The 24,464-nt window shown below is 31.5% G+C and carries 26 protein-coding genes; 8 read left to right on the forward strand and 18 right to left on the reverse strand.

The features are described from left to right. Positions 1–19 precede the first annotated feature (19 nt). The 11 genes from FHK87_RS26415 to FHK87_RS21910 form a co-directional block, all read right to left on the reverse strand. Positions 20–187 (reverse strand): hypothetical protein, encoded by a 168-nt coding sequence (locus tag FHK87_RS26415; RefSeq protein WP_226294372.1) that lies wholly within the window; start codon positions 185–187, stop codon positions 20–22. Then, positions 180–860: a hypothetical protein gene (locus tag FHK87_RS21865; protein ID WP_140596748.1), complete on the reverse strand. Its 681-nt coding sequence runs from the start codon at positions 858–860 to the stop codon at positions 180–182. The genes FHK87_RS26415 and FHK87_RS21865 overlap by 8 nt, the downstream gene beginning before the upstream one ends. A 96-nt stretch (positions 861–956) precedes the next feature. Next, positions 957–2,051 (reverse strand): hypothetical protein, encoded by a 1,095-nt coding sequence (locus tag FHK87_RS21870; RefSeq protein WP_140596750.1) that lies wholly within the window; start codon positions 2,049–2,051, stop codon positions 957–959. Continuing rightward, on the reverse strand, positions 2,032–2,571 hold the full coding sequence (locus FHK87_RS21875) for a hypothetical protein (protein ID WP_140596753.1): 540 nt from the start codon (positions 2,569–2,571) through the stop codon (positions 2,032–2,034). Before FHK87_RS21875 ends, FHK87_RS21870 begins: the two co-directional genes overlap by 20 nt. A 3-nt stretch (positions 2,572–2,574) precedes the next feature. Beyond that, positions 2,575–3,120: an RNA polymerase sigma factor gene (locus FHK87_RS21880; protein WP_226294373.1), complete on the reverse strand. Its 546-nt coding sequence runs from the start codon at positions 3,118–3,120 to the stop codon at positions 2,575–2,577. A gap of 307 nt (positions 3,121–3,427) precedes the next feature. Next, positions 3,428–5,653, reverse strand: a complete 2,226-nt coding sequence (locus FHK87_RS21885) for an NADP-dependent isocitrate dehydrogenase (RefSeq protein ID WP_140596756.1) — start codon at positions 5,651–5,653, stop codon at positions 3,428–3,430. Positions 5,654–6,601: 948 nt separating this feature from the next. After that, positions 6,602–6,952, reverse strand: coding sequence for a 50S ribosomal protein L19 (gene rplS / locus FHK87_RS21890; protein WP_140596759.1), 351 nt, complete (start codon positions 6,950–6,952; stop codon positions 6,602–6,604). Between the two features lie 173 nt (positions 6,953–7,125). Beyond that, positions 7,126–7,803 (reverse strand): tRNA (guanosine(37)-N1)-methyltransferase TrmD, encoded by a 678-nt coding sequence (gene trmD / locus FHK87_RS21895; protein ID WP_140596762.1) that lies wholly within the window; start codon positions 7,801–7,803, stop codon positions 7,126–7,128. Positions 7,804–7,880: 77 nt separating this feature from the next. Beyond that, positions 7,881–8,498, reverse strand: a complete 618-nt coding sequence (locus FHK87_RS21900) for a tRNA (guanine-N1)-methyltransferase (RefSeq protein ID WP_140596764.1) — start codon at positions 8,496–8,498, stop codon at positions 7,881–7,883. 351 nt (positions 8,499–8,849) lie between these two features. Then, entirely contained in the window at positions 8,850–10,298 is a 1,449-nt protein-coding gene (locus FHK87_RS21905) for a glyceraldehyde-3-phosphate dehydrogenase (protein ID WP_140596767.1), read from the reverse strand. 155 nt (positions 10,299–10,453) lie between these two features. After that, complete coding sequence (locus FHK87_RS21910) at positions 10,454–11,875, reverse strand: trypsin-like peptidase domain-containing protein (protein WP_140596769.1); 1,422 nt, start codon at positions 11,873–11,875, stop codon at positions 10,454–10,456. A 166-nt stretch (positions 11,876–12,041) separates the two neighbouring features. Between FHK87_RS21910 and dapF the strand changes: the two genes are divergently transcribed. The 4 genes from dapF (at position 12,042) to FHK87_RS21930 (ending at position 15,402) form a co-directional block, all read left to right on the forward strand. Continuing rightward, positions 12,042–12,827: a diaminopimelate epimerase gene (dapF, locus tag FHK87_RS21915; RefSeq protein WP_140596772.1), complete on the forward strand. Its 786-nt coding sequence runs from the start codon at positions 12,042–12,044 to the stop codon at positions 12,825–12,827. Then, a complete protein-coding gene (locus tag FHK87_RS21920) occupies positions 12,821–13,348 on the forward strand; it encodes a GNAT family N-acetyltransferase (protein WP_140596775.1) in 528 nt (175 codons plus the stop codon). The genes dapF and FHK87_RS21920 overlap by 7 nt, the downstream gene beginning before the upstream one ends. Next, positions 13,338–14,381, forward strand: a complete 1,044-nt coding sequence (mltG, locus tag FHK87_RS21925) for an endolytic transglycosylase MltG (protein ID WP_140596777.1) — start codon at positions 13,338–13,340, stop codon at positions 14,379–14,381. The genes FHK87_RS21920 and mltG overlap by 11 nt, the downstream gene beginning before the upstream one ends. Before the next feature lie 355 nt (positions 14,382–14,736). Beyond that, entirely contained in the window at positions 14,737–15,402 is a 666-nt protein-coding gene (locus FHK87_RS21930) for a lysozyme family protein (protein ID WP_140596780.1), read from the forward strand. 21 nt (positions 15,403–15,423) lie between these two features. Here FHK87_RS21930 and FHK87_RS21935 read toward each other — a convergent pair whose 3' ends face one another. From FHK87_RS21935 to dnaA, 3 genes are all read right to left on the reverse strand, one after another. Next, on the reverse strand, positions 15,424–16,152 hold the full coding sequence (locus FHK87_RS21935) for an SAM-dependent methyltransferase (RefSeq protein WP_140596783.1): 729 nt from the start codon (positions 16,150–16,152) through the stop codon (positions 15,424–15,426). A gap of 129 nt (positions 16,153–16,281) precedes the next feature. Next, the gene (locus FHK87_RS21940; protein ID WP_140596786.1) at positions 16,282–16,740 is read right to left on the reverse strand and encodes a low molecular weight protein-tyrosine-phosphatase; all 459 of its coding nucleotides are present in this window, start codon (positions 16,738–16,740) and stop codon (positions 16,282–16,284) included. A 97-nt stretch (positions 16,741–16,837) separates the two neighbouring features. After that, positions 16,838–18,265, reverse strand: a complete 1,428-nt coding sequence (gene dnaA / locus FHK87_RS21945) for a chromosomal replication initiator protein DnaA (protein WP_140596789.1) — start codon at positions 18,263–18,265, stop codon at positions 16,838–16,840. Between the two features lie 199 nt (positions 18,266–18,464). Here dnaA and FHK87_RS21950 point away from each other — a divergent pair, with 199 nt between their 5' ends. Next, a complete protein-coding gene (locus tag FHK87_RS21950; protein WP_140596792.1) occupies positions 18,465–18,869 on the forward strand; it encodes an acyl-CoA thioesterase in 405 nt (134 codons plus the stop codon). Here the strand turns inward: FHK87_RS21950 and FHK87_RS21955 are convergent. The 4 genes from FHK87_RS21955 to ribD all read right to left on the reverse strand — a co-directional run bounded on the left by FHK87_RS21955 (position 18,866) and on the right by ribD (position 22,004). Further along, entirely contained in the window at positions 18,866–19,480 is a 615-nt protein-coding gene (locus FHK87_RS21955; protein ID WP_140596795.1) for an IMPACT family protein, read from the reverse strand. The genes FHK87_RS21950 and FHK87_RS21955 overlap by 4 nt on opposite strands. Before the next feature lie 7 nt (positions 19,481–19,487). Then, positions 19,488–20,279, reverse strand: a complete 792-nt coding sequence (locus tag FHK87_RS21960) for an EamA family transporter (RefSeq protein WP_317133560.1) — start codon at positions 20,277–20,279, stop codon at positions 19,488–19,490. 80 nt (positions 20,280–20,359) lie between these two features. Then, positions 20,360–20,968, reverse strand: a complete 609-nt coding sequence (locus tag FHK87_RS21965) for an HAD family hydrolase (RefSeq protein ID WP_140596800.1) — start codon at positions 20,966–20,968, stop codon at positions 20,360–20,362. After that, on the reverse strand, positions 20,961–22,004 hold the full coding sequence (ribD, locus tag FHK87_RS21970) for a bifunctional diaminohydroxyphosphoribosylaminopyrimidine deaminase/5-amino-6-(5-phosphoribosylamino)uracil reductase RibD (protein WP_140596803.1): 1,044 nt from the start codon (positions 22,002–22,004) through the stop codon (positions 20,961–20,963). The genes FHK87_RS21965 and ribD overlap by 8 nt, the downstream gene beginning before the upstream one ends. A 427-nt stretch (positions 22,005–22,431) precedes the next feature. Here ribD and FHK87_RS21975 point away from each other — a divergent pair, with 427 nt between their 5' ends. Genes FHK87_RS21975 through FHK87_RS21985 form a run of 3 tightly spaced genes read left to right on the forward strand, consistent with a single transcriptional unit; the run spans position 22,432 to position 24,463 of the window. Next, complete coding sequence (locus FHK87_RS21975; RefSeq protein WP_140596806.1) at positions 22,432–22,920, forward strand: GNAT family N-acetyltransferase; 489 nt, start codon at positions 22,432–22,434, stop codon at positions 22,918–22,920. 54 nt (positions 22,921–22,974) lie between these two features. Next, the gene (prmC, locus tag FHK87_RS21980; protein ID WP_140596808.1) at positions 22,975–23,829 is read left to right on the forward strand and encodes a peptide chain release factor N(5)-glutamine methyltransferase; all 855 of its coding nucleotides are present in this window, start codon (positions 22,975–22,977) and stop codon (positions 23,827–23,829) included. Between the two features lie 43 nt (positions 23,830–23,872). After that, on the forward strand, positions 23,873–24,463 hold the full coding sequence (locus tag FHK87_RS21985; protein ID WP_140596811.1) for an LOG family protein: 591 nt from the start codon (positions 23,873–23,875) through the stop codon (positions 24,461–24,463). Position 24,464 lies beyond the last annotated feature (1 nt).

Here is a 24,464-nt window from a genome sequence, read left to right on the forward strand (position 1 = left end):
GATTATTGTTTATGATTTTTTAAACAACCCATTGGAAATGAACAGGAAGCCATTCTTCTGTGTTGTTATGATTTTGTTGATCTGTTGTATTTGAATATTTGTTTTGCTTGAGATATACTTTGTTGTCTTTAGAAAATACATAAACAACATCCAACTTATTTTTACGAATTTTTACTGTATCATTCATTTTCTTTAGGTATCTTTTTTTTATAACGATTTCTACCAAGATTAAATATTCCTACCTTGGTGCCAATACTAATCGAAAAACCATTAATATCATCGATTGTATTAGGATTTAATTCTAGTTTACTTGAAAATCTATATCTGATTCCAGCTTCAAATTGAACATATCTTGAGATATTGTACAAGGCGTTGATTCCCGGTTCTATTACAAATATAGCGTCCCAATCTTTTTCTACTCGATCTTCTAATTCATCTCCACTCCATTCTTCATTGATATATCCTGCAGCTCCACCACCTATTAAAATGGGGAATGATAGATTTATTTTGGATTTACTAAAAAAAATAGGTTCTAAATGAAGCCCACTGTAAAATGCTGCTAGATCTGCTTCTGTATTAGGAAAAATTCCAGATAAATTTTGTTGAGAATATATTCCTTTTGTAGTAAGCCCTATTTCAAATTTTCGATTAGCCACGTATGCTAGTTTTAAACTTATTGCAGAAGCATTTTCTTTTTCAATTTTTCCAAAACTGACATTGAGCCCCAGATAAAACCCATGTACAATGTTTTTCCTATCATTAAATTCGATGTAATCTTTATCTTTCTCTTTTTCCTGAGCAGAAATATTATACAAATTAGTAGTTAACATCAAAAATATGATTGCCAGAATGTATTTCATTTTGATTGATTTGTTATCTTATTGACAATTCAAATATTAAATAGTTGCACGTTTACTATCATTTAACATCTATATACCAGATATAGGCTTAAAATTTTACTCTTTTAGGATTATAATTCCTTTTTTACCTGTAATATTAAAAGTACCGGTTGTTTCTTTTGTATTTCCATAAAAGGCACTGATATCTCGTATTCTTTTTCTTTTGTCAATAACAGTAGTTTTTATATTGGTAAATGATTTTGGTATTCTTAACAACCCTTCTTCTAGAGCAGCATGAAAATTTATATTTAAACCAGAGACATCTATGTTAAGTTCTGATGATTCTTGATTGATCATTATATTAGGGTTAGGATTATGTATATTAGAGATCCAAACATCTGCTACTTCCATAGTAAGGTTAATATTGTTTTGAATATTGTATAGATTCAATTTTCCAAACATTAATTCTCCATCAATATCCGTTACATTTTCTAGTGTAATTTGATCTTTACTAGAGTGGATCTCTAGTTTTTCTACATTCTCTATTTTTATAATTGTTCCGCTGCTGTTTATTCTTAAATTTTTTGATGTTGAGATATCAATTTCGCCATTTTTTGATGTAATATTTCCATAAGTAATGGCTCTTGTTTTGAGTTTACCGAATCGCATGTCTATTGCAGCATTATCAAGATTTTTATTAATCCATATATTGCCATGTTGGACGTTCGATTTTAATTTTCCGCTCCAACTGCTAATCACTACATCTCCAAATTTGTTTGTTAAGTCAATTTCTGCATTTGCAGGTAAAAAAATCGTATAATCTATTTGAATATTACTTTTATCAAAATCAAAAAGATTGGTTTTGCTAAAAAATCTGGATATAAAATTATCCGTTCTTTCTTTTATGATAGAAGAGATATTAATAAAATCATCTGCGTAATTGAATACAGGGGTAATTCGTTGTAATAGTTCTTCAGCATCTTCTTTTTTCTTTTTGATTACCTTGATATCCACAGTTACCTGTATTTCATTTTTGATCCAACCATTGATGGTTATATTACCATATTTATTCTCTAAATGCAATTCGCCGGTATTCGTTAACGGATGGCTTTCTTTGATCTGTTTGGTAACAGTTTCTTGCGCATATACCATACACATCGGACCCAACAATAGAGCACCCAATAAAAAGATTTTATAAAACGTAACCTTCATTATGATATGATTTTTTAGAATTATTAATCTGCTCTAATAGATTTTCTATTAATTCTATTCTTTTTTTATAATTATTTACAATAGCCTCAAGAATGTATTCATTGTTTAAGTTTTTGTTCATTTCTTGTTTTAAGATTTCATGTTCGATATCTAACTCTTTCATGAATGATAAAAACTTTTCTTTTTCTTCTGGCTGAAGTTTTGGATTGTTTTCAACTAATTTTACTTGAAAAGCAACTAAGTCTTTGTAATACGTATCGATGTCTCTTAGTTCTTGCTGTACTATTGGATTTGTCTGGTTTTGCGTTGTTTTAATAGTATTTATTCGTGACATTATCGAAAAAGTACCTATTATGATAAGAATACTGGCAGCAACTTTAAACCATGCCAGATTGTATATTTTATACTTTTTTTGATCCGGTAGCTGAGATTCGATAGCACTCCATATTTTGGAAACATCAGGATTGTGCTCTTCGAATTTATTTTTATTATCGATGATATATTTTTCAAGATCGTCCATAAATTATAATGCTTTTATAATTTCAACTAATTTTTTCTTTGCTCTATGATACTGTGATTTTGAGGTAGAAGTGGTAATACCAAGTATTTCTGCTATTTCATTATGATCGTACCCTTCTATCAAATAAAGGTTAATTGCCTGTTTATATCCTTCTGGCAGCATATTGATTCCTTTTTTTATCTTATTAATATCTAAAGGGATATCTTTATTCTGCTCATTTGTCTCTTCACTTATAGTGTATTCATGATACTCTAGAGGTGCTACAGGTATTTTCTTTAATTTTAAATGATTAATACTCTTATTGATAACAATTCTTTTGAGCCAGGAACCAAAGGTGCTTTCGTATCTAAATGAGTTTAGATTTTTGAATGCTTCTATAAAACTATCTTGAACAACATCTTCTGCATCTTCTTTTATTCCCAACATTCGCATGCTAATATTGTACATAGCATCTACATATAATTTATATAGTTGATATTGCGAATTTCTATCACCAGACTTGCTTTTTTCAACAAGTTCTTTATGGGTATAAAGAATATTGGTTCTCAATTAGTTGTTACTTAGTTGTATATCTTTCGTTACTATGCTAGCCTTATTGTTTATTTGTATTGACAATGCAATAACTAAAAGGTTGCATAAAGATTAAAAATATATATTAATCTCATCTTGGTGATGATATATTTGTAAGAAGGATTTTACTTAGGTGGGATTTTAAGTTTTTGATTAGTAGGTTTTTAAGTCTATTTTGGGTGATTTTTTGAAAAATAAAAAAAACGAGAAATTAAGTTTTTATATCAAAATTGTATGATACGAAGAATACTTAATTTCTCGTTTTTGTATAATTGAGCTTTTTAGATTAAGCTCCTATTATTGTATTTAATGTTTCGCTTGGGCGCATTGCTTTAGAAACTTTATCTGTATTTGGCCAGTAATATCCGCCCATATCCACAGTATTTCCTTGTGCATTGTTCAGTTCATTAATGATATTCTCTTCATTATCAGAAAGCTGATTTGCGATTTTACTAAATTCACTTTGTAATTCTGTGTCTTTATCTTGTGCGGCAAGTGCTTGTGCCCAATACAATGATAAATAAAAATGACTACCTCTGTTATCTAGTTCGTTTACCTTGCGAGAAGGAGACTTTTTATTTTCTAAAAATTTGATGGTAGCTTGATCTAGCGCTTCTGCGATTACTAACGCTTTTGGATTGTTGTTTACTTCTCCCAGATGTTCTAATGATACAGCAAGAGCTAAAAATTCTCCTAACGAATCCCATCTAAGGTGACCTTCTTTATTGAATTGTTGCACATGTTTTGGAGCAGAACCTCCAGCACCAGTTTCAAAAAGTCCTCCACCATTCATTAGAGGAACAATAGATAACATTTTTGCACTTGTACCTAATTCAAGAATAGGGAATAGATCTGTGTTATAATCTCGTAACACATTTCCTGTTACAGAAATTGTATCCTTACCCTCTTTTATTCTTTCTAAAGAAAATCTTGTAGCTTCTACAGGAGACATAATTCTAATATCAAGGTCTGTAGTATCATGATTAGGTAAGTATGTCTCTACTTTTTTGATTAATTCTGCATCATGAGCTCTGTTTTTATCTAACCAAAAAATAGCTGGAGTATTTGTTGCTTTTGCTCTGTTTACAGCTAGTTTTACCCAGTCTTTAATAGGAGCATCTTTAGTTTGGCACATTCTCCAGATGTCTCCTTGTTCGACAGTATGCTCAATTAATACTGATCCAGCAGTATCGATAACTTGCACGATACCATTATCTTTAATTTCAAAAGTTTTGTCATGAGATCCGTACTCTTCTGCTTTTTTTGCCATAAGCCCAACATTTGGTACGGTTCCCATAGTAGTAGGGTCAAAAGCTCCATTTTTCTTACAGAAATCTATAGTTTCCTGATAAATACCTGCATAACTGCTATCAGGGATTACTGCTTTGGTGTCTTGAGTATTGCCTTGAGCATCCCACATTTGACCAGAGTTTCTTATCATAGCAGGCATAGAAGCATCTATGATAACATCACTTGGCACATGTAGGTTGGTAATTCCTTCATCAGAATTCACCATTGCTAGTTTTGGTCCTTTTTCGTAGCAAGTTGCTATATCAGCTTTTATTTCATTTCTTTTGGATTCAGGTAATTTTTTTAGCTTATTAATAAGATCTCCAAAACCATTATTTATTTCAACACCTATTTCTTCGAGTGTATCTGCATGTTTAGTAAAAATGTCTTTAAAGAAAACTTCTACAGCATGACCAAAAATAATAGGGTCTGATACTTTCATCATTGTCGCTTTCATGTGTAATGAAAACAATATATCTTGCTCTTTTGCATCAGCAATTTGCTCTTCTAAAAATGCTACAAGTGCTTTTTTACTCATTACCGTAGCATCTATAACTTCACCTTCTAATAGTGGGGTACTTTCTTTTAGAATAGTGATATTACCTTGTTTATCTACAAATTGAATTTTGACATCTTCTTCTTTGGTTAGCGTCACTGATTTTTCATTTGATCGAAAATCTCCACTAGACATTGTAGCGACATGGGTTTTTGAGTCTGCACTCCAGGCTCCCATAGAATGAGGGTTTTTTCTCGCGTATTGTTTTACCGGTTTAGGCGCTCTACGATCAGAGTTTCCTTCTCTAAGAACAGGGTTTACAGCACTACCTTTTATTTTATCATATCTTGATTTAATTTCTTTCTCAGTATCATTTGCTGGTTCTTCTGGATAATTGGGGATGTTGTACCCTTGTAATTGTAATTCGGCAATAGCAGCTTTTAACTGAGGGATAGAAGCACTTATATTTGGAAGTTTAATAATATTAGCTTCGGGTTGTTGGGCAAGTAAACCTAATTCTGAAAGTGCATCGGCTTGCTTTTGTTTTTCTGTAAGGTGTTCAGGAAAATTAGCTAAAATTCTTGCTGCAAGAGAGATATCTTTTGTTTCTACATTGATATTTGCAGATTCTGTGAATTTTTTTATGATAGGCAAAAAAGAATATGTTGCCAAAGCAGGTGCTTCATCAGTTTTAGTGTAAACAATCTTTGAGTTATTCACTCCCATATTTTTAGATTTTTTAAATTAGGAACCCTGAATTTTGAAAGCTCAATAATAATTAATACTCTAATTATTTTTTGATATTATTATCAGGAAATACTTAGTCGTTGTTTTTTATAAAGACAAACAAAAAGGGTTTTCTTTTTTTAAGTTGATCTTATCAGGAGATTCCCTGTTTGTAGTCAATAATTTCCGAGCGCGAATATACAAATCTAGTTACCTAAATACAACCTGTTCGTTTTTAGTTTTTGGTTTAAAAGGTTCTAATTATGGTTTTTGAAGAATTATAGATAAAAAAATGTATTATTTATAATTAAATAAGTGGTAATAAACATAAAAAGCCATATCAAGAATACTTAGTATTTTGATATGGCTTTATCGAAAAATATTTTTTTATGCTAGCTGTTTTACCCGCTATAAAATAAAAACTTACGTTGTTTATAACATAAATAATCTATTTTCCTAATTTGAGTAAATTTTTAGGATTAAAAAAATAATCTATAATTTACTCGTGAGACTACTTTGAGTTTATGTTTCTATTACTATATGTAATTATTTATAAATTACTCATGTAGCCAAGTACCATTTAAAAAATTAAAAAGGTGTCAAAACCTTATTTTTTCTTTTGAATTTCATTTTGAAATTATTTTAAAGTTAAGCCCTCAAAGTGATTTCAAGGATGTACTCAAAAAAATAACTTTAGTTTTATATTTATTTTAATTGACTAATGGTGCAAAATTGTTCAAAGAACGTGGAGAGAAAAACAAAGTAGGAATCCTTGTGTCATCTCTTACTGATGTGTTTTTCTAATATAAATATAAGAAAAACTTATATCTTATTGTAGAATTGCTAACATAATACTTATCAAACGTTTATGAACTGTAGTTATTAACTTTTGTTCATAAAAAAAAGACCACCCATGGTGATCTTTTTAAATTATATTTAAAGAAAAAATTAATTTCTTTTTTCTTTGATACGTGCTTTTTTACCAGTAAGACCTCTAAAGTAGAAGATACGTGCTCTACGTACTTTACCTCTTTTATTTACTTCGATTTTTTGAAGTGCTGGTAAGTTAACAGGGAAAATACGTTCAACACCAACTGTTCCAGACATTTTTCTAATTGTAAAAGTTTCAGTTGCTCCAGAACCTCTTCTTTGAATTACAACTCCTCTAAAGAACTGTGTACGAGTTTTATTACCTTCTTTAATCTCGTAATATACAGTGATTGTATCACCTGCATTAAATTTTGGGAATTCTTTTTTTGTAACAAATTCGTCTTGTACAAATTTTACTAAATCTTCCATTTTTATATGATTTCATGATTTATGTTACACTAACATTCACGATTTTCGCCAGAGGTTAATATAATCAGGGTGCAAAAATAGTTATTATTTGATGATTTGCAAGTATTTTTATTAAGAATATTTAATTCTGTATGTGTCTCTTATTGAGTGATCTATATGAATAATTACTTAGATTAGTTTTTTAATAAATCAGGCCTTCTGTCTTTTGTCCTCAAATAAGCTTGTTCTTCTCTCCATGTTTCAATTTTAGGAAAGTTTCCGGAAGTTAGTACTTCAGGTACCTTCCAGCCTTTGTATTCTGCCGGTCTTGTGTAAATAGGAGGAGCTAGTAAATTGTCTTGAAAAGAATCGGTAAGGGCAGAAGTCTCGTTACCCAAAACCCCTGGGATTAAGCGAATAATAGCATCGCATAAGATTAAAGCGCCTAACTCTCCTCCTGATAATACATAATCTCCTATTGATATTTCTTTAGTTATGAAATGATCTCGTACACGTTGGTCTACTCCTTTATAATGTCCACAAAGGAGTATTAAGTTTCCTTTAAGTGATAATTGATTCGCAATACTTTGGTTTAATGTTTCTCCGTCAGGAGTCATGTATATGATTTCATCATACGTTCTTTCTGACTTTAACTGCGAGATACATTTGTCGATTGGCTCGATCATCATGACCATGCCTGCACCACCGCCAAACTGATAATCATCTACTTGTCTATAATTGTCAGTAGTGTAATCTCGTAAGTTGTGGAAATGAATTTCTACTAGTCCCTTTTCTATTGATCTTTTCATTATAGAAGCTTCAAAAGGACTTTTGAGTATATCGGGAACGACAGTGATTATATCAATACGCATCTTTAAATCTTAATTCTCTTATTTTATTTGTGCAAAGATGCGAAAGAATATTGTATAAATAACAGATGATATTATATCTATTTAGTTCCTGCTTTACGTTGCTTGTTGATCTCGTCTTGCAGTTTGCGCATTACTTTTTGTTCTCTTTCTAGCGCTCTACGTCTATGATCTTCGAATTCTGCTTCTGTTTCTGCTAATGCTTTTTTTGCTTCGACGGTTACGGCATTACTATTTTTGAATTTGAAAATAAAGAAACTTAGCATCGCAACAAGAACACCAATGATCGACCACATAATCGTTTTGTAACTTGATTTTGTTAGTGCGGCACCAAAGAAATTGATACTATCTTTCTCTTGTGTAACTGTAGATAAATTATCATTTGTTTTTGCAAGAGATTCTTCTAATCCTGAGATTGTAGACTTTTGCTCATTTATCTTTTGATTTGTGGTATTTAATTTTGATTCTAATGTTTTGATGGTGTCAATTGTATTTTTTTTGAGTTTTTCCATCCAAACACGCTTTACCACCTTATATTCCTGATATTTTCCGGATTTTGCTATAACAACATCAAACTGACGCTCTATTTTTTCCTTTTGCAATGCATCTGCCGCTGTAATACCTTCTTCTTGTGCATATATCGATGAGAGAGATGATGTTAGTAATGTAAATAGTAGAAAATACTGTGATAATTTCATATGTGTTAATTCTTAATTTCTTGTATTGCATATCTATGTTTCTACATATACATAAAGTCAATAAGAAATTGAATGGTGCCTATTGACCTAAATAGAAACTAAATATGTCGTGTCCTGGTTATTAATTATCTTCTGTAACGACAATAAATGTACGATATTGTAAGTAATTAGAAAGTTTTTTTTGTAAGAATTTGTTAAAACAGTAGTTTTTATGTATTTGTTTGATATTGAATATATTGTGTTGGATTATTGTTGTTTTTGTAAAAGAATATTTTTCAAATATTTCATGTTTTTACAACAAAAAGCCACTATATAAAATATAATGGCTTTTGAAATATGTAAATAACTTTATTAGTAATACGTAAATCGTCTTACTTTAGCAATGTATTTTGATAGTCTTATAACTTGATGACTATATCCATATTCGTTATCATACCAAACGTACAGAATAGCATTATCACCTTTTTTATCAACTATTGTAGCATTGCTATCATATATAGATGGTGCCGAAGAACCTATAATATCACTTGATACTAACTCGTTGTCTAAAGAGTATTTGATTTGTTCAACTAGATTTCCTTCTAAAGCGTATTTTTTTAATACAGCATTAATACTTTCTTTAGATGTTTTCTTTTCTAAATTCAAGTTTAAAATGGCTAAAGACCCATTAGGTACAGGAACTCTAATAGCATTAGATGTTAACTTACCTTCAAAACTTGGTAATGCTTTAGAGACTGCTTTTCCTGCACCAGTCTCTGTAATTACCATATTTAATGCTGCAGCACGTCCTCTTCTATATTTTTTATGCATATTGTCTACCAAATTTTGATCATTGGTATATGCATGAATAGTTTCTAAATGCCCATTAACTACACCAAAACTTTCGTCTATAGCTTGTAGGATAGGGGTTATAGCATTGGTGGTGCAAGAAGCTGCAGAAAATATATCTGTATTATCGGGATTATGCTCTTTATGATTTACACCATGTACGATGTTAGGAATACCTTTTCCCGGAGCAGTGAGTAATACTTTGTCTATCCCTTTTGCTTTAAGGTGTATGCCTAGAGCTTCTTTATCTCTAAATGCTCCTGTATTATCGATTAGTAAAGCGTCTGATATTCCATAAGCAGTGTAGTCAATATCTTCAGGTGCGTTGGCACTAATGATTTTTACAGTTGTTCCATTAATGATCAAAGAACTGTTTTTCAAATCAGTCTCTACAGTTCCAGCAAAATCACCATGAACAGAATCACTTCTTAATAAAGAAGCTCTCTTTTCTAATACTTCCTGGTTAATTTCTCCTCTTGTTACTATAGCTCTAAGTCTTAATTGACTTCCTTTACCAGTGATAGTCATTAATTCTCTTGCTACTAAGCGCCCAATTCTACCGAATCCATATAGTACAACATTTTTAGGAGAGATAGGCTTTATCTTTTTTGCATCTTTTAATTTGTCTTGTACAAATCTATTGATAGAGCCATATTCGTCACTTGCCAAGTGATACTCATACGTTAACTTTCCAATATCAAGTTTAGAAGGAGGAAGGTTCATTAATTTTATTGCTTGTGCAATTTCTGCCGAATCAAAAATAGAGATAGGCTTTTGTACAAATTCTCCAGCATATTCATGCAAGTTAATAATTTCACTTACATTTTTGTCTATAAGCTGATTTCTGAAAAGTACTAATTCTACAGCATTGTCATACCATAGATCACTAATGGTTTTTATAAAAGCTACAGTCGCACGGCGTCTATCTGCTTGAAAAGCCAATTCTTTTTCATACACTTCGTTAGAACTCATAATCTTGTTGTGTTTTTACAGTCTTGAAATTTCGTGCAAAATTATATATTTCAAACGTTTTCGTAAAGTCTTTTTTATAAAAAAACCATTACTTTTTAAAAGTAATGGTCATTTCTATATATTTCTAAAGGCTTTAGGCTAGTTATGGTGTTCATTTATTGAAACACAAACTCTCTTTTTTGCCCGTTACGACCAATTAAACTAATTGTAATGTCTTCTTCTTTGAATTTGTTGTCAACAATACTTTTGACTTCTAGTACATTTTTGACTTTCTTACCATCAATTTCACTGATGATAAGTCCTTCTAAATTGTATCGTTGCATTCTAGAGCTTAAAGCTTTACTTATGACAACACCATGATCTACATTGAATTTTTTAAGATAATCCTTTGGAGGATTCATAACTTCTACACCAACATCATCGATATTGTATTTTTGAATTTCGTATTTTGAAAGTGTTACAGGTAATATTAATTCTTTTTTGTTGCGTAATACCTTTACCTGAATCACATCTTTTGGCCTCTTGCTGTTCACATATCCGGTTAGGTCAGAAAACTTTTTAATAGGTAATCCATCAATCTCTTTAATAACATCACCTTCTTGAACTCCTGCCTTTTTGGCACCACTATTTTCTTCTACAAAAGCAACAAAAACACCTTGAGACACTGAGATATCATATTCTTCTATAGCTTTTGGATTTATAGTACCTCCTCTTATTCCTAAAATACCACGTTGTACATCTCCAAACTCTATAATATCATCTATTATCTTTTTTGCATTATTAGAAGGAACGGCAAAAGCATACCCTACATAACTACCGGTTTGAGATGTGATTGCTGTATTGATTCCAATCAGTTCACCTTTAGTATTTACTAATGCTCCTCCACTGTTTCCAGGGTTGATGGCTGCATCAGTCTGTATAAAGGATTGGATATTATCATCATACTCATTTAAGTCTCTCGATTTTGCACTGATAATACCTGCAGTGACAGTAGAAGTTAGGTTAAAAGGATTACCAACAGCTAATACCCATTCTCCTATTTTTGCAGAGTTTGAATCGCCAAAAGGGATATAAGCTAATTTCTCATCAGTATCGATTTTAATCAACGCAATATCTGATTGTGGGGCTGTTCCAACAACCGTAGCTTTGTAAGATTTGTTGTTATTTAATGTGACCTCTAAATCTGTAGCCCCATCGATTACATGGTTATTTGTTACAATATAACCATCTTCTGTAATAATTACACCAGATCCGGCACCTTGTATTCTTCTTTCTTTGGCTCCTCCATTTCTAAAAAGTTCCATTAAATTACGTGGATTTCTAGTAATACCATATTGCTTTACGTGCACTACTGCATTTACCGTTTTTTCAGCAGCATAAGTAAAGTCAATACTAGACGTTAGAGCGCTTGTATTGTTTTTTGTATTCGTAACTGTATAATTTGTAGGAATAAAGTTTGGTTTTACTTCACTTTGAGCAACAATAACGGGCTCTGATTCTATAAACAGTTTGTAAGCTCCTAAGGTGAATACTCCTGCAAGAATAGCTACAACCAATAAACTCAAATACTTTTTCATTTTCCTTTGTGTTTGATTTAACTATGATTATTTAAATATAATAGACTATGTCTAACTTTTAAAATTACAATTGTAGTATAATTTTTTTTAATGTTTAACTTCTAATTAACAGCGATACTATGCAATCATTCTTTGTACCTTTGCCATTTTAAAATTAAAATGAATAATGACACTCACTTTTTATAAGTATCAAGGTACAGGAAACGATTTTGTAATTATTGACAATAGACAGTTATCTCTAGACAAAAATAATACCAAACTAATTTCTAGACTTTGTGACAGAAAATTTGGGATTGGAGCAGATGGATTGATGCTCTTAGAACCCCCTCAAGAAGAAGGAGATGATTTTACTATGGTCTATTTTAATGCTGACGGAAATGAAAGTAGCATGTGTGGTAATGGAGGGAGATGTCTAGTTGCTTTTGCGGCTTATTTAGGAATTATAAAAAACACAGCTATTTTTACAGCAATAGATGGTAAACATAAGGCAGAAATTAAGAATGGGATAGTATATTTACAAATGCAGGATGTTTCTACAATCGAAAATCATACAGATCATTTGTTTCTGGATACAGGTTCTCCCCATCATATTGCTATTGTAAATGATTTGCTTCAATACGATGTTTTTGCTAAAGGAAAGGAAATTAGAAATGGAGCGCCTTATTTTGAAAAAGGTAGTAATGTAAATTTTGTAGAAAAAAATGAGGATAATAGTTTTGCTGTACGTACTTATGAGCGAGGAGTAGAAGATGAAACCTTGTCATGTGGTACAGGAGTGACTGCAGTAGCTTTGGCAATGCATGAAATAGGAGAAACTCAAAATGAAGAAGTCGCGATAAAAACAATGGGAGGAGAACTCAAGGTGACTTTTACCAAAACAGAGAAGAGGTATACAGATGTTTTTCTTATCGGTCCTGCAGAATTAGTTTTTAAAGGAGAGATCGAATGTTGACACTAAAAGGGGAAAATATCTATTTGCGTGCATTAGAGCCAGAAGATCTTGATTTTGTTTATCGTGTTGAAAATGATGAAGAAATTTGGGAAATGAGTTCTACTCAAGCCCCTTATTCTAGATTTTTGATTAGACAATACCTTGAACAGTCTCATAAAGATATTTATGAAGTAAAACAATTGAGGTTGGTAATATGTGCAAATGATGATTTAGCTATCGGAATGATTGATATTTTTGATTTTGAGCCGGCGCACAATAGAGCAGGAGTGGGGATTTTGATCTCTCCCAAAGATAATCGAGGAAAAGGATATGGAGCAGAAGCGCTTAAATTAATAAAAGATTTTGGTTATAAGCATTTGCGTTTACATCAATTATATGCCAATATTGGAGAAGGGAATGAAGCAAGTATCAAATTATTCGAAAATGAAGATTTTGTAAAAGTAGGAACAAAAAAAGATTGGAATTTGGTTAATAACAATTATAAAGACGAATTTTTATATCAATTTTTATATGTACATTAAAAAAATATTATTGACAATAGCGATTATAGGTCTAATCGCAGGAGGGATTTTTGCATACTACGTATATCAAGCAGTTTTTTCACCAAATACTAATTTTGATACTGATACAAAAACTTTATACATTCCTACGGGAACTACATACACAGAGTTAATAGAGAATATAGATCCTTTGATTAAGGATATTTATAGCTTTGATCGAATTGCTCGAAAAAAAGGATATGCCAGAAATATAAAAGCAGGCCGTTATATTCTTAAAAAAGGACTTAATAATAATGATCTAATTAATATATTAAGAAGCAAGAACTCACCAGTTCAAGTGAGTTATAATAATCAAGAGAGATTAGAAAATCTTGCTGGTAGAATTGCTACTCAAATAGAAGCAGATAGCATCTCTTTGTTGAAAGCTTTTAAAAATGAACCCTTTCTACAGGAAAATGATTTTGCAATAGAAACAGCTCTTGCTATGTATATTCCGAATAAGTATGAGTTTTTTTGGAACACCTCTGCAGAACAATTTAGAGATAGAATGCTAAAAGAATATAAACGGTTCTGGAATAATGATCGAGTGGCTAAAGCAAAATCTATTGGTTTAAAACCAAATGAAGTCATTACCGTAGCATCTATAGTGCAAAAAGAGACAGCTAAAGTGGATGAACGCCCAAGAGTAGCAGGAGTTTATATGAATAGATATAACAATGGTTGGAAATTGGACGCTGATCCAACAGTAATTTATGCTATCAAAAAACACCGTAATGATTGGCAGGCAGTTATAAAAAGAGTTTTGTATAAAGATTTAGAGTTAGATAGCCCTTATAATACATATAAATACAAAGAACTCCCCCCGGGTCCTATTGCGATGCCTGATATATCTTCGATTGATGCAGTGCTTAATTATGAAAAGCATGATTATTACTTTTTTGTTGCAAATGTTGAAAAAATGGGATATCATAAATTTGCCAAGACACTCCAACAACACAATAATAATAAGAAACAATACGTAGATTGGATAAATAAAAAAGGAATTAGAAGATAGATTAAACTGTCTGTTTTGTAGGAAAAAAATAATTCTACATTCATCCTTTTTTAGTCTTATATCAAAAATACTTATCAACAATTTTGTGATTTCTTTATGAGTTAAAAAATGTAAATCCAGTTACTTTTTTATCGACGAAACTCTTTTATTTGACGTTTAAGTGTTGTTTTTTAAACTTTTTTTAAGCTTTTTGAATGTTTTTACAGGTAATTTTTTGAGTAACTAACTGTTTTTCAGTGTTATATAAATTTTAACACAAAAAACTATTTTGTGTTTAAAAATACCGTATATTTGCCCCTCGAAAATTTGAGTGGATGGGGGTGTCTTTTTAGGCAGCCACTCAGAAATTTTTTATATGGTAAACAAGATAATAGGATTGTCTATAATTCTTACAATTGGTGGAGGGCTTGCTCTAAGTTTCAATACAAAAGAAAGTATAGACTTTAGTTCTTATAGTACTGCAGGTTTGGATCTACATTATATCGCTCCTAACTTCAATGAAATAGAAGATGATAGTAGTGAATTTGTATTTCCAGAATTAGGTAAATCTTATGTAGGTTTTAAAGAAGCACTAGCCTTTAAAGAATCTCGCGGTAACTATAAAGTTGTTAATCAATTTGGATATTTGGGGAAATATCAGTTTGGTAAGGGTACATTAGCGCTAATCGGGTTAAGAAATATTGGTAAAAACGATTTTCTTAATAATCCGGCTCTTCAAGAACAAGCGTTTTATGCTAATTTATCTCGTAACAAATGGATTTTACGTAGAGACATCACAAGATTTGAAGGTAGAACTGTTAATGGTGTGAAGATTACAGAATCTGGAATTTTGGCTTCTGCACATCTTGCAGGACCAGGTGCTGTAAAACGTTATTTGCGTACTGGTGGTGTAGAAGGTTTTGCTGATGCTTTTGGAACTACAATACGGTATTATATGAGACGATTTGGAGGATATGATACTTCTTTTGTAGTGCAAGATAGAAAAGCAAAAGTTTTGTTGGAAAACGATCAAGTATTATAAAATTTTAGCAAAAAGAATTTACTAATCTTTGTGTATAATGTAAATGGTTGGTCTTTTGTGAAGATCTAATTCTTTGCTTTTCCATTCTTTTATGGTTTTTGTAGAGATAAATTCTGTTGTTAGTGTTATGTCGCAAGCAATGCAAAGTCTTGTGTTGTCATTAAGAATAGCCTTGAGATCTGCAAACATTTTATCGTTTCTGTAAGGTGTTTCTATAAAAATTTGAGATTGATTCTTTTCAAAAGATATTCTTTCTAGTTGTTTTATGCTTGATTTTCTTTCGTTTTTATCTATAGGAAGATAGCCGTTAAATGTAAAACTTTGACCATTCATACCACTACTCATCATTGCTAATAATATAGAAGAAGGTCCTACAAGTGGGATTACTGGTATGTCTTTTTCGTGTGCTAGTTTTACTACTTCGGCACCAGGGTCTGCGATACCGGGGCATCCTGCATCAGATAATAGTCCAATAGATTCTCCGTTTAGGCAAGGTGTAAGGTATCCTGGCATTTCTGTAGGTTCGGTGTATTTGTTTACCGTTCTAATAACAAGTGATTTTTGAGATTTACTAGGGCTTACTTTTTTAATGAACCTTCTTGCTTGTTTTTCGTTTTCTACAATGTAATGATTGACTTGTTCAAGTACTTTTTTTATTGATATGGGTAAAACTTCTAAGGGAACATCATCTCCAAGGCGAGTTGGGATTAGGTATAATTTTCCTTTGGGATCTAGGGGTTTGGAATCCATTAACTGTGTTTATAATGTTTTGTTTAAAACTGTATGCGTATTTTTTAATTATAATAACTCGAAACAGAGATTATCAAATTAAATGCATCATTTCATTAAATATACAAAAACTTTATTTGTATAGTTTCTTTAGTTATTGAGTTTTGAAGCAATTTGATCGCATGCTTGGTCTAGCATCTGAAAAACATCTTCAAATCCTTGTTCTCCTCCATAATAGGGGTCGGGTACGTCTAATGAATTGCCAGTTTTTAGTTCGTCTAAAATCAATAATACTTTGTCTATTTCTTGTTTATTGTCTGCTAAGTCTATTACGTCTTTGTAGTTAGAAGAGTCCATGACGTATATATGGTCATATGTTTTAAAATGACTTTTTGTAAACTGAGCTGCTCTTTGATTTGAGATGTCTATGCCATGATGTCTAGCAACTTCTATAGAGCGTATGTCTGGTTTGCTGCCAATATGATAGTTGCTTGTTCCGCAAGATTCAACGGTATACTTTTGAGCGTCAAGTTTTGATTTTAAAATTCCTTCTGCCAAAGGAGATCTGCAAATATTTCCGAGGCAAACCATTAAGATCTTAACTTTCATGTTTTGTCGTTTTTTTAAACGTAAGGCTAGCTGTTAAAAAGATGTAATAGTATTAGCTATTAAATTAAGGGAAACTAACTTTTTATAATGTTTTGATCTAGAGTGTTAATTTTTTACCTAGGTCTTCTACGTATTTTTTAAATTGTTTGTCTGTAGAAGAAAGGTTGTCTACAGTTTTGCAAGCGTGTAATACTGTTGCGTGATCTCTTTTGCCAATTTGGGTACCAATACTTGCTAAAGAAGCTTTTGTGAGTTTCTTTGCGAAGAACATAGCTAGCTGTCTTGCTTGAACAATATGTCTTTTGCGTGTTTTGGATTGTAATGTTTCTACATCCATTTGGAAATAATCACTTACTACTTTTTGAATGTAGTCAATTGAAACTTCTCTTTTTGTGTTTTTTACGTAGTTGTCTACTATATTTTTGGCTAGATCTATAGTGATATCTTTCTTGTTGAAAGAAGAATGAGCGATTAATGAAATAATAGCGCCCTCAAGTTCTCTGATGTTAGTCTTGATGTTGTTAGCTAAAAACTCTACAATATCTTCAGGCATTTCTACACCATCTCGATAAAGCTTGTTTTTTATAATAGAAATACGTGTTTCAAAATCAGGTTGATGTAGTTCTGCAGATAGTCCCCACTTGAAACGAGAAAGTAGTCTCTGTTCAATATCTTGCATGTCTACAGGAGCTTTATCACTTGTAAGAATTACCTGTTTTCCGTTTTGATGTAAATGATTAAAAATATGGAAGAAAACATCTTGTGTACCTGCTTTGCCAGATAGAAGCTGTATATCGTCTACGATCAATACATCAATAATTTGATAGAAATGAATAAAGTCGTTTCTGTTATTCTTTTTTACAGATTCTATATATTGTTGAGTGAATTTTTCTGCAGAAATATATAAAACTGTTTTTTCTGGATAATTATCTTTTATGTTTACACCTATTGCGTGAGCAAGGTGTGTTTTTCCTAATCCAACTCCTCCAAAGATAAGTAATGGGTTAAAAGAAGTTCCTCCGGGTTTGTTGGCAACAGCCATACCCGCAGATCTTGCTAATCTGTTGGAGTCACCTTCTAGGAAGTTTTCAAAATTATAACTTGGATTAAGTTGAGATTCGATTTTTACATTTCGAATTCCCGGTATTATAAAGGGGTTTTTGAGTTCCGGATTTTTACTTTTTATAGGCACATCAACCTCTTGAGAATTGACTGCAGTTCTATTAGCACTTGGGATTTTTTCTGTGAATGGTTTCTTGTTACCATATGTATTTTCCATTTTGATAACGTATACCAGTTTAGCGCCTTCACCAAGTTCTCTTGTCAAAGAAACTTTAAGTAAGTTTACATAGTGCTCTTCTAACCATTCGTAGAAGAACTTACTAGGAACCTGTATGCTCAAAGCGCTATCTGTAAGTTTTACAGCTTTTATGGGTTCAAACCAAGTTTTATAGGCTTGTGGTGTTATGTTATCCTCAATAAAAGACAGACAATTGTCCCAAACCGATTGCGCAGTTATATTCATTCCTGTGGTTAAATTTACTATTTTCCTGTTAGTATTATCTAGAAATTGTTGAAAAACTCCTTACTGTTTTTGCTTGACAAATATGTGAACAAAAAATGTAAAAAAAAAACAAATTAGGGGTTGAATATTAATTATTTTTTTTGCATTATCTAAATAGATTTGTTTTTGAATCTATAATCATAAATTAATATTTTGTACTATGCTAATTAGTTCTAACACCTCTGTAAAAGTTCGCTATTCTGAAACGGACCAAATGGGAGTGGTACATCACGGAAATTACGTACAATATCTAGAATTAGCTAGAATTGACTGGCTATCCAAACTAGGAATCTCCTATAAAACAATGGAAGAAAATGGTATTATGCTTCCTGTTTATACAATGGATTTTAAATTTAAGAAATCTGCTTTCTTTGACGATGATTTAACTGTTAAAACTTATCTTAGGAAAATTCCTACAGCACGTATTGTTTTTGACTATGAAATCTATAACCGACATCAAGAATTATTAACAATCGCTTCTACTTCATTAGTTTTTGTTGATAGTGAAACCAAAAAACCAGTTTCCTGCCCCAATTATTTACTTGAAAAAATCAAGAACGTTTAATTCTCTAATTCTTTAATTTTTATTTCATACAACGAGGAGAAAACATCTTTTATTTTATCAACAAACTTTTTTCTTACAGAAATATAAATTTTACAACTTAATTCGAGTTCTTGTTTGATGATTTTTAAGTCATAATCTTTTATTATGCGCATCACTTTATTCATGTCCTTGTATTCAAAAATTATAACAAAATCCTTGTTGATGGTCTTTTCGATAATTTCTGAAGCTTCTATTGCCATTGCGGCCGAGGTTCGATAGGCGTTTATTAGGCCTCCGACGCCTAATTTGACTCCACCAAAATATCGTACTATGACAACGAGTACATTTGTAATTTCAAAAGATTGTATTTGTCCGAAAATAGGTTGCCCAGCAGAATTAGAAGGTTCTCCATCATCATTGCTTCGATAGCGTTTGTTTTCTGTGCCGATTTGCCATGCATAACAATGATGTCTTGCAGTATGATGCTGTTTTTTTAGTTCGCTAATAATATTTTTTACATCTTCTTCGGTTTTTATAGGAAAAGCGTAACCGTAAAATTTACTGTTTCGGTCTTTGAACAATACTTCTTTGCCAGAAGATTTTATAGTTTTATATGTGTCTAAGATATCCAAATCGATACTATGCTTCTATAGAAAAAGTAACTAATACAATACTTATTACAGCTAATATAATTCCGATCCAGTTTTTGAGAACTAGTTTTTCTTTAAATAATAAGATTCCCGCAAGAGTAGACACTAACAAAACTGCGACATTATTGATCGTGAATACTGTAGAACTGTCCATATTGTCATAGCGCAAAGCTTTTATCAATAGGTATATCGAAAAATAATTTGGAATCCCTAATACAATACCTGCAACAATATTTTTAAAATCAACTTTCAATGTTCCCGTAATTGCTTTATATATCAAAACAAAAAATCCTATAATTGCTGCAAATCCAAAAATAGATGCAGAGAAAATAGCAACATCATTTTTAGCAACATGATACGTTTCAAAGTATTTTAGACTTGTATCTATAATACCACTTCCTACAAAAACTAAAAGTGGAAAAATAAGATTGCTTAATTTTAAAGGAACCCCTGTTGAAGTTTTCATAGATGTAAGATAAACAGCTACTAGGGCGATTATAATCCCAGAGATTTTTAGGATACCTGTACTTTCATGATATACAATAATCCCAAAAATTATGGGTATAGCAACGCTCATTTTTGTAGCTACGGCAGCAACAGAAAGACCGTTTTTTTGTGTGGTAATCGCCATTAAATTAAAAACAGAAATAAAAATCACTCCCAGAACCATTGCCCCATAAAACCAGCCTTCTTTTGTTACTGCAACCATATCAATAGGTTCTGAATAAGCGATAATACCTGACACACAGGCAACAACATAATTTACAATTATTGCTTGCAACGTGTCAACCTGATATTTGGCAAAAAGTTTAAAGATGATAAATATCAAGCTAGATGCTAGGATGCTTAAAATTAAATAAATCAAAATAAAGAAGATTTTAAAGTAAATAGTTCTGTAATGTCCTCTCTTTGAGGGTTGTTGTTCCAAGTATGAATACCTAGCGAGGCAGCGGCATTTGTATTCTCTTTTGTATCATCTATAAATAAAGTCTCATGAGCAGATAACTGATGTTTTCTTAATATAAAATTAAAAACTTCGACTTCAGGCTTTCTTAATTGGATTTCGTGAGAGAGATAAAAAGCATCAAAGCACGATTTAAACTCTTCATAAAAAGAAACATTTTCTTTTATCCAATTAATATGTAATTCGTTTGTGTTACTTAATAAGATCAACTTGTATTTTCTTGAAGAAGAAAGATGTTGAAGAAATTCTAATCTAAACTCTGGAAAATCAATTAAAATGGCGTTCCAGGCATCTATGATTTGTTGTGCTGTAGCATTTGGAAAAAAATGCTGTATTTTACCAATGAAATCTTTGGTAGAAATTTTTCCAACTTCATATAACTCGTTGAGCGCTGTGATTTTTTCTGTAGAAGGAAGCTTTCCTAGTTCTGAAAACTTTTTCAGAGTAGCTGGTTTGTCTAAATTTATAAAGACATCCCCAAAGTCGAAGATAATAGTTTTAATCATTTTGATATACTGTTAAAACATCATTTACTATTTTTTGAGTATTTACAATATTCCCTGTTAGAGAAGGAGCTTCAATACCATTTATGAAGGTGGAATCTCCTGTAAAAACTCTGGCTTCATCCCAGAGATTTTTATCTATAAATGATTGAAGGGTAAAAGCACCACCTTCTATAATCACAGATTGAATATCATGTTTGTGTAGGATCGTACAAATTTGTTCTTCAATATCATTTTTTGAATGAAGCGTTTCATAAATAAGCATATCATCACTTGCTCTGGTGTGTTCTTTTGACGTTAAGATTATCGTTTTTGTGTTTCTGTCGAGGATATAAGAATTATCTGGAATTTTTCCGGTCTTATCTATGATTATTCTTACTGGATTTTGACCAGACCAATCTCTACTGGTTAGTTTTGGGTTATCTTGTACCACTGTACGTCCGCCAACTAGAATTGCATTTTCTTCAGTACGCCATTTGTGAACAAGTTGTCTGGATCGAGCATTTGTAATCCAAACAGGTGCTCGTTTATCTGTATGTTTTGGGGCAATGTATTTGTTTTTGGTTTCTGCCCATTTTAATATGATATAAGGTCTTTTTTTGTTATGAAATGTAAAAAAACGTTTGTTTAGTTCCAAGCATTCTTTCTCCAATATACCAACTGTAACATCACATCCGGCTTGCATTAATTTTTGAATGCCTGCACCAGACACTTTAGCAAAAGTATCTACAGTACCTATAACTACTTTTTTTATTCCCTTTTGTATGATAAGATCGCTACAAGGAGGTGTTTTTCCAAAATGGTTACAAGGTTCAAGGCTGACGTATATCGTTGATTCTTCTAATAACGAGGTATCTCTAACAGAGGCAATAGCATTAACTTCTGCATGAGGTTGCCCCGCTTTGTAGTGCCATCCTTCTCCTATAATTTTATCATTATGTACAACAACACTTCCTACCATTGGGTTAGGGTAAGTAGTGCCAAAACCATTTTTGGCAAGGGTTATACAGCGTTTGATATATTTTTCTTGTATTGTCATTTTTATAGTTTGCAAAAATAACTAAAACTATGCATTTTGAGACCTTTAAAATGATCTAATAAAACAGTTTCACGATTACTTTCTGAAAAGCTTATTATATTCAAGTAATTATCGAATAATAATTGATGTGATAAAAAATGAAGCTATTTGAGATGGGGGATTGTTTATGAAGTGCTATAAAAATGTCTACATTTTAATAGATAATTTACTTGTAAAGAAAATTAAATTGTTAAAAACGATAAGTTTCCGAAGAGGAGGTTTTTGTTTTTGTCTTTTTTAACTTTAATAATATCAATACGTTTAAATTTTATTTCTTTTGAAAAAGAATATTTTTAATTTACATAAACATTGTTGATAATAATAGAATTTATCTCATTGATTAGAGAAGAGAATTAGCGTATATTTCAGTTTCTGTAATTTTTTTTAAATGAGTACTATAAATATACGTCCAATACAGCCAGAAGATAATCCAATGATTGCTCAAGTAGTTCGTGATGTTCTTATGGAGATGGGAGCACCCAAAAAAGGAACGGCCTATGAAGATGAGTCATTAAATTATATGTTTGAAACATATGACACCCCAAGAAAACAATATTATGTTGTAGAAAAAGAAGGTAAAGTTATAGGAGGGTGCGGAATTGCTCCTTTAGATGGAGATACGTCTGATACGATATGCGAATTGCAAAAAATGTATTTCTTGTCAGAAGCAAGAGGGCAAGGTGTTGGATTTCTAATGATCAATAAATGTCTTGATTTGGCCAAAGAAGAAGGATATTCTAAATGTTATTTAGAGACAATGCCTTATATGGAAGCTGCCCGAAAATTATATAAAAAAGTTGGATTTACGCCTTTAGATCAACCTATGGGCGACACAGGGCATTACAGTTGCCAATCTTGGATGATTAAAGATTTATAGTGAACTAAAAAACTACTGTTTTTATAATAAAGACAATAAACTGAACGCTATTTAATGGATGTCAAAAGCTTAAGAGATCAATTTCTTGCTGATATAATAAAACAATATGATATTGAAGAAGCTCGTAGCTTTTTTTATATTCTTACCAATAAAATTTTAAAATTGTCTAGAGCAACAGTAGCAATACACCTCGACCGTATACTCACAGCGAAAGAATTGTTTCATTTTGATCAGGCAAAAATCAAATTATTAGCTCAAGAACCGATACAATATATTGTAGACGAAACAGAGTTTTATGGTTCGCTATTCTATGTGGATTCTAATGTGTTAATTCCCAGACCGGAAACCGAAGAATTGGTGGATTGGATTATCAAAGATCATCTAGGCGTAAAAGAGAAGCTAAGAGTACTTGATATTGGTACAGGTAGTGGTTGTATAGCCATATCATTAGCAAAGAATCTTCCGGGTGCAGACGTATATGCATTAGATATATCTGCTGAGGCACTAAAAATTACTCAAAAAAATGCAGATAATAATAATGCAAAAATCACTTGTTTACAACAAGATATATTGCAATTGAATACATTATCTATGGATTTTGATATCATCGTTTCTAATCCACCTTATGTTAGAGTTTTAGAAAAACAAGAAATGAAAGCCAATGTTCTTGAAAATGAACCTTCTTTAGCGCTTTTTGTTTCAGATGATGATCCATTAGTATTTTATGAAAGAATTACTGCTTTAGCAATTAAAAATTTGAAAAGAAGTGGTAATTTATATTTTGAGATTAATCAATATCTAGGGGAAGAAATGATGCAAATGATCAAAAATAAAGGTTTTGATCAAGTCATTTTACGAAAAGATATTTTTGGAAATGATAGAATGATAAAAGTTGAAAAATCCAAGTAAAAATGTTAAAATTAACAAATCTTTAAAAAAACTATTTGATTAAATGAAAACACTTGATTCAATTTGTGTATTTTGTGGTAGTAGTGAAGGGAATGATCTAAATATAGTATCTGAGGCTTATGTATTAGGAGAAGAATTGGCAAAGCAAAATATTACTTTGGTATATGGCGCGGCCAAAATTGGTATAATGGGCAAGGTTGCTCAAGGAACTTTAGATCAAAAAGGAAGAGTAATAGGGGTTATTCCGGAATTTTTAAAATTAAAAGAAGTTGTACATCAAGGATTGTCAGAATTAATTACAACCCAGACGATGCATGAACGTAAAATGAGAATGCAAGAACTTAGTAATGGTTTTATAACTCTTCCCGGGGGATTCGGGACTTTAGAAGAACTATTTGAAATTATTACATGGTCTCAGCTTGGGCTTCATCAAAAACCGATAGGACTCTTGAATATATCAGGTTTTTATGATGATTTGTTAGGGTTGTTAGAAAATATGGTGCGTAGGGGATTTCTTAAAATAGAAAATTATGAATTACTTCTGGTCGATAATCAAATTGATAGACTTTTAGAAAAAATGAAAGCCTTCAAACCTACTCAAGTACCCAAATGGTTAAAATCTGATAGAACTTAAA

The sequence above is a fragment of the Aquimarina algicola genome (genome assembly GCF_006443095.1).
GTDB lineage: Bacteria > Bacteroidota > Bacteroidia > Flavobacteriales > Flavobacteriaceae > Aquimarina > Aquimarina algicola.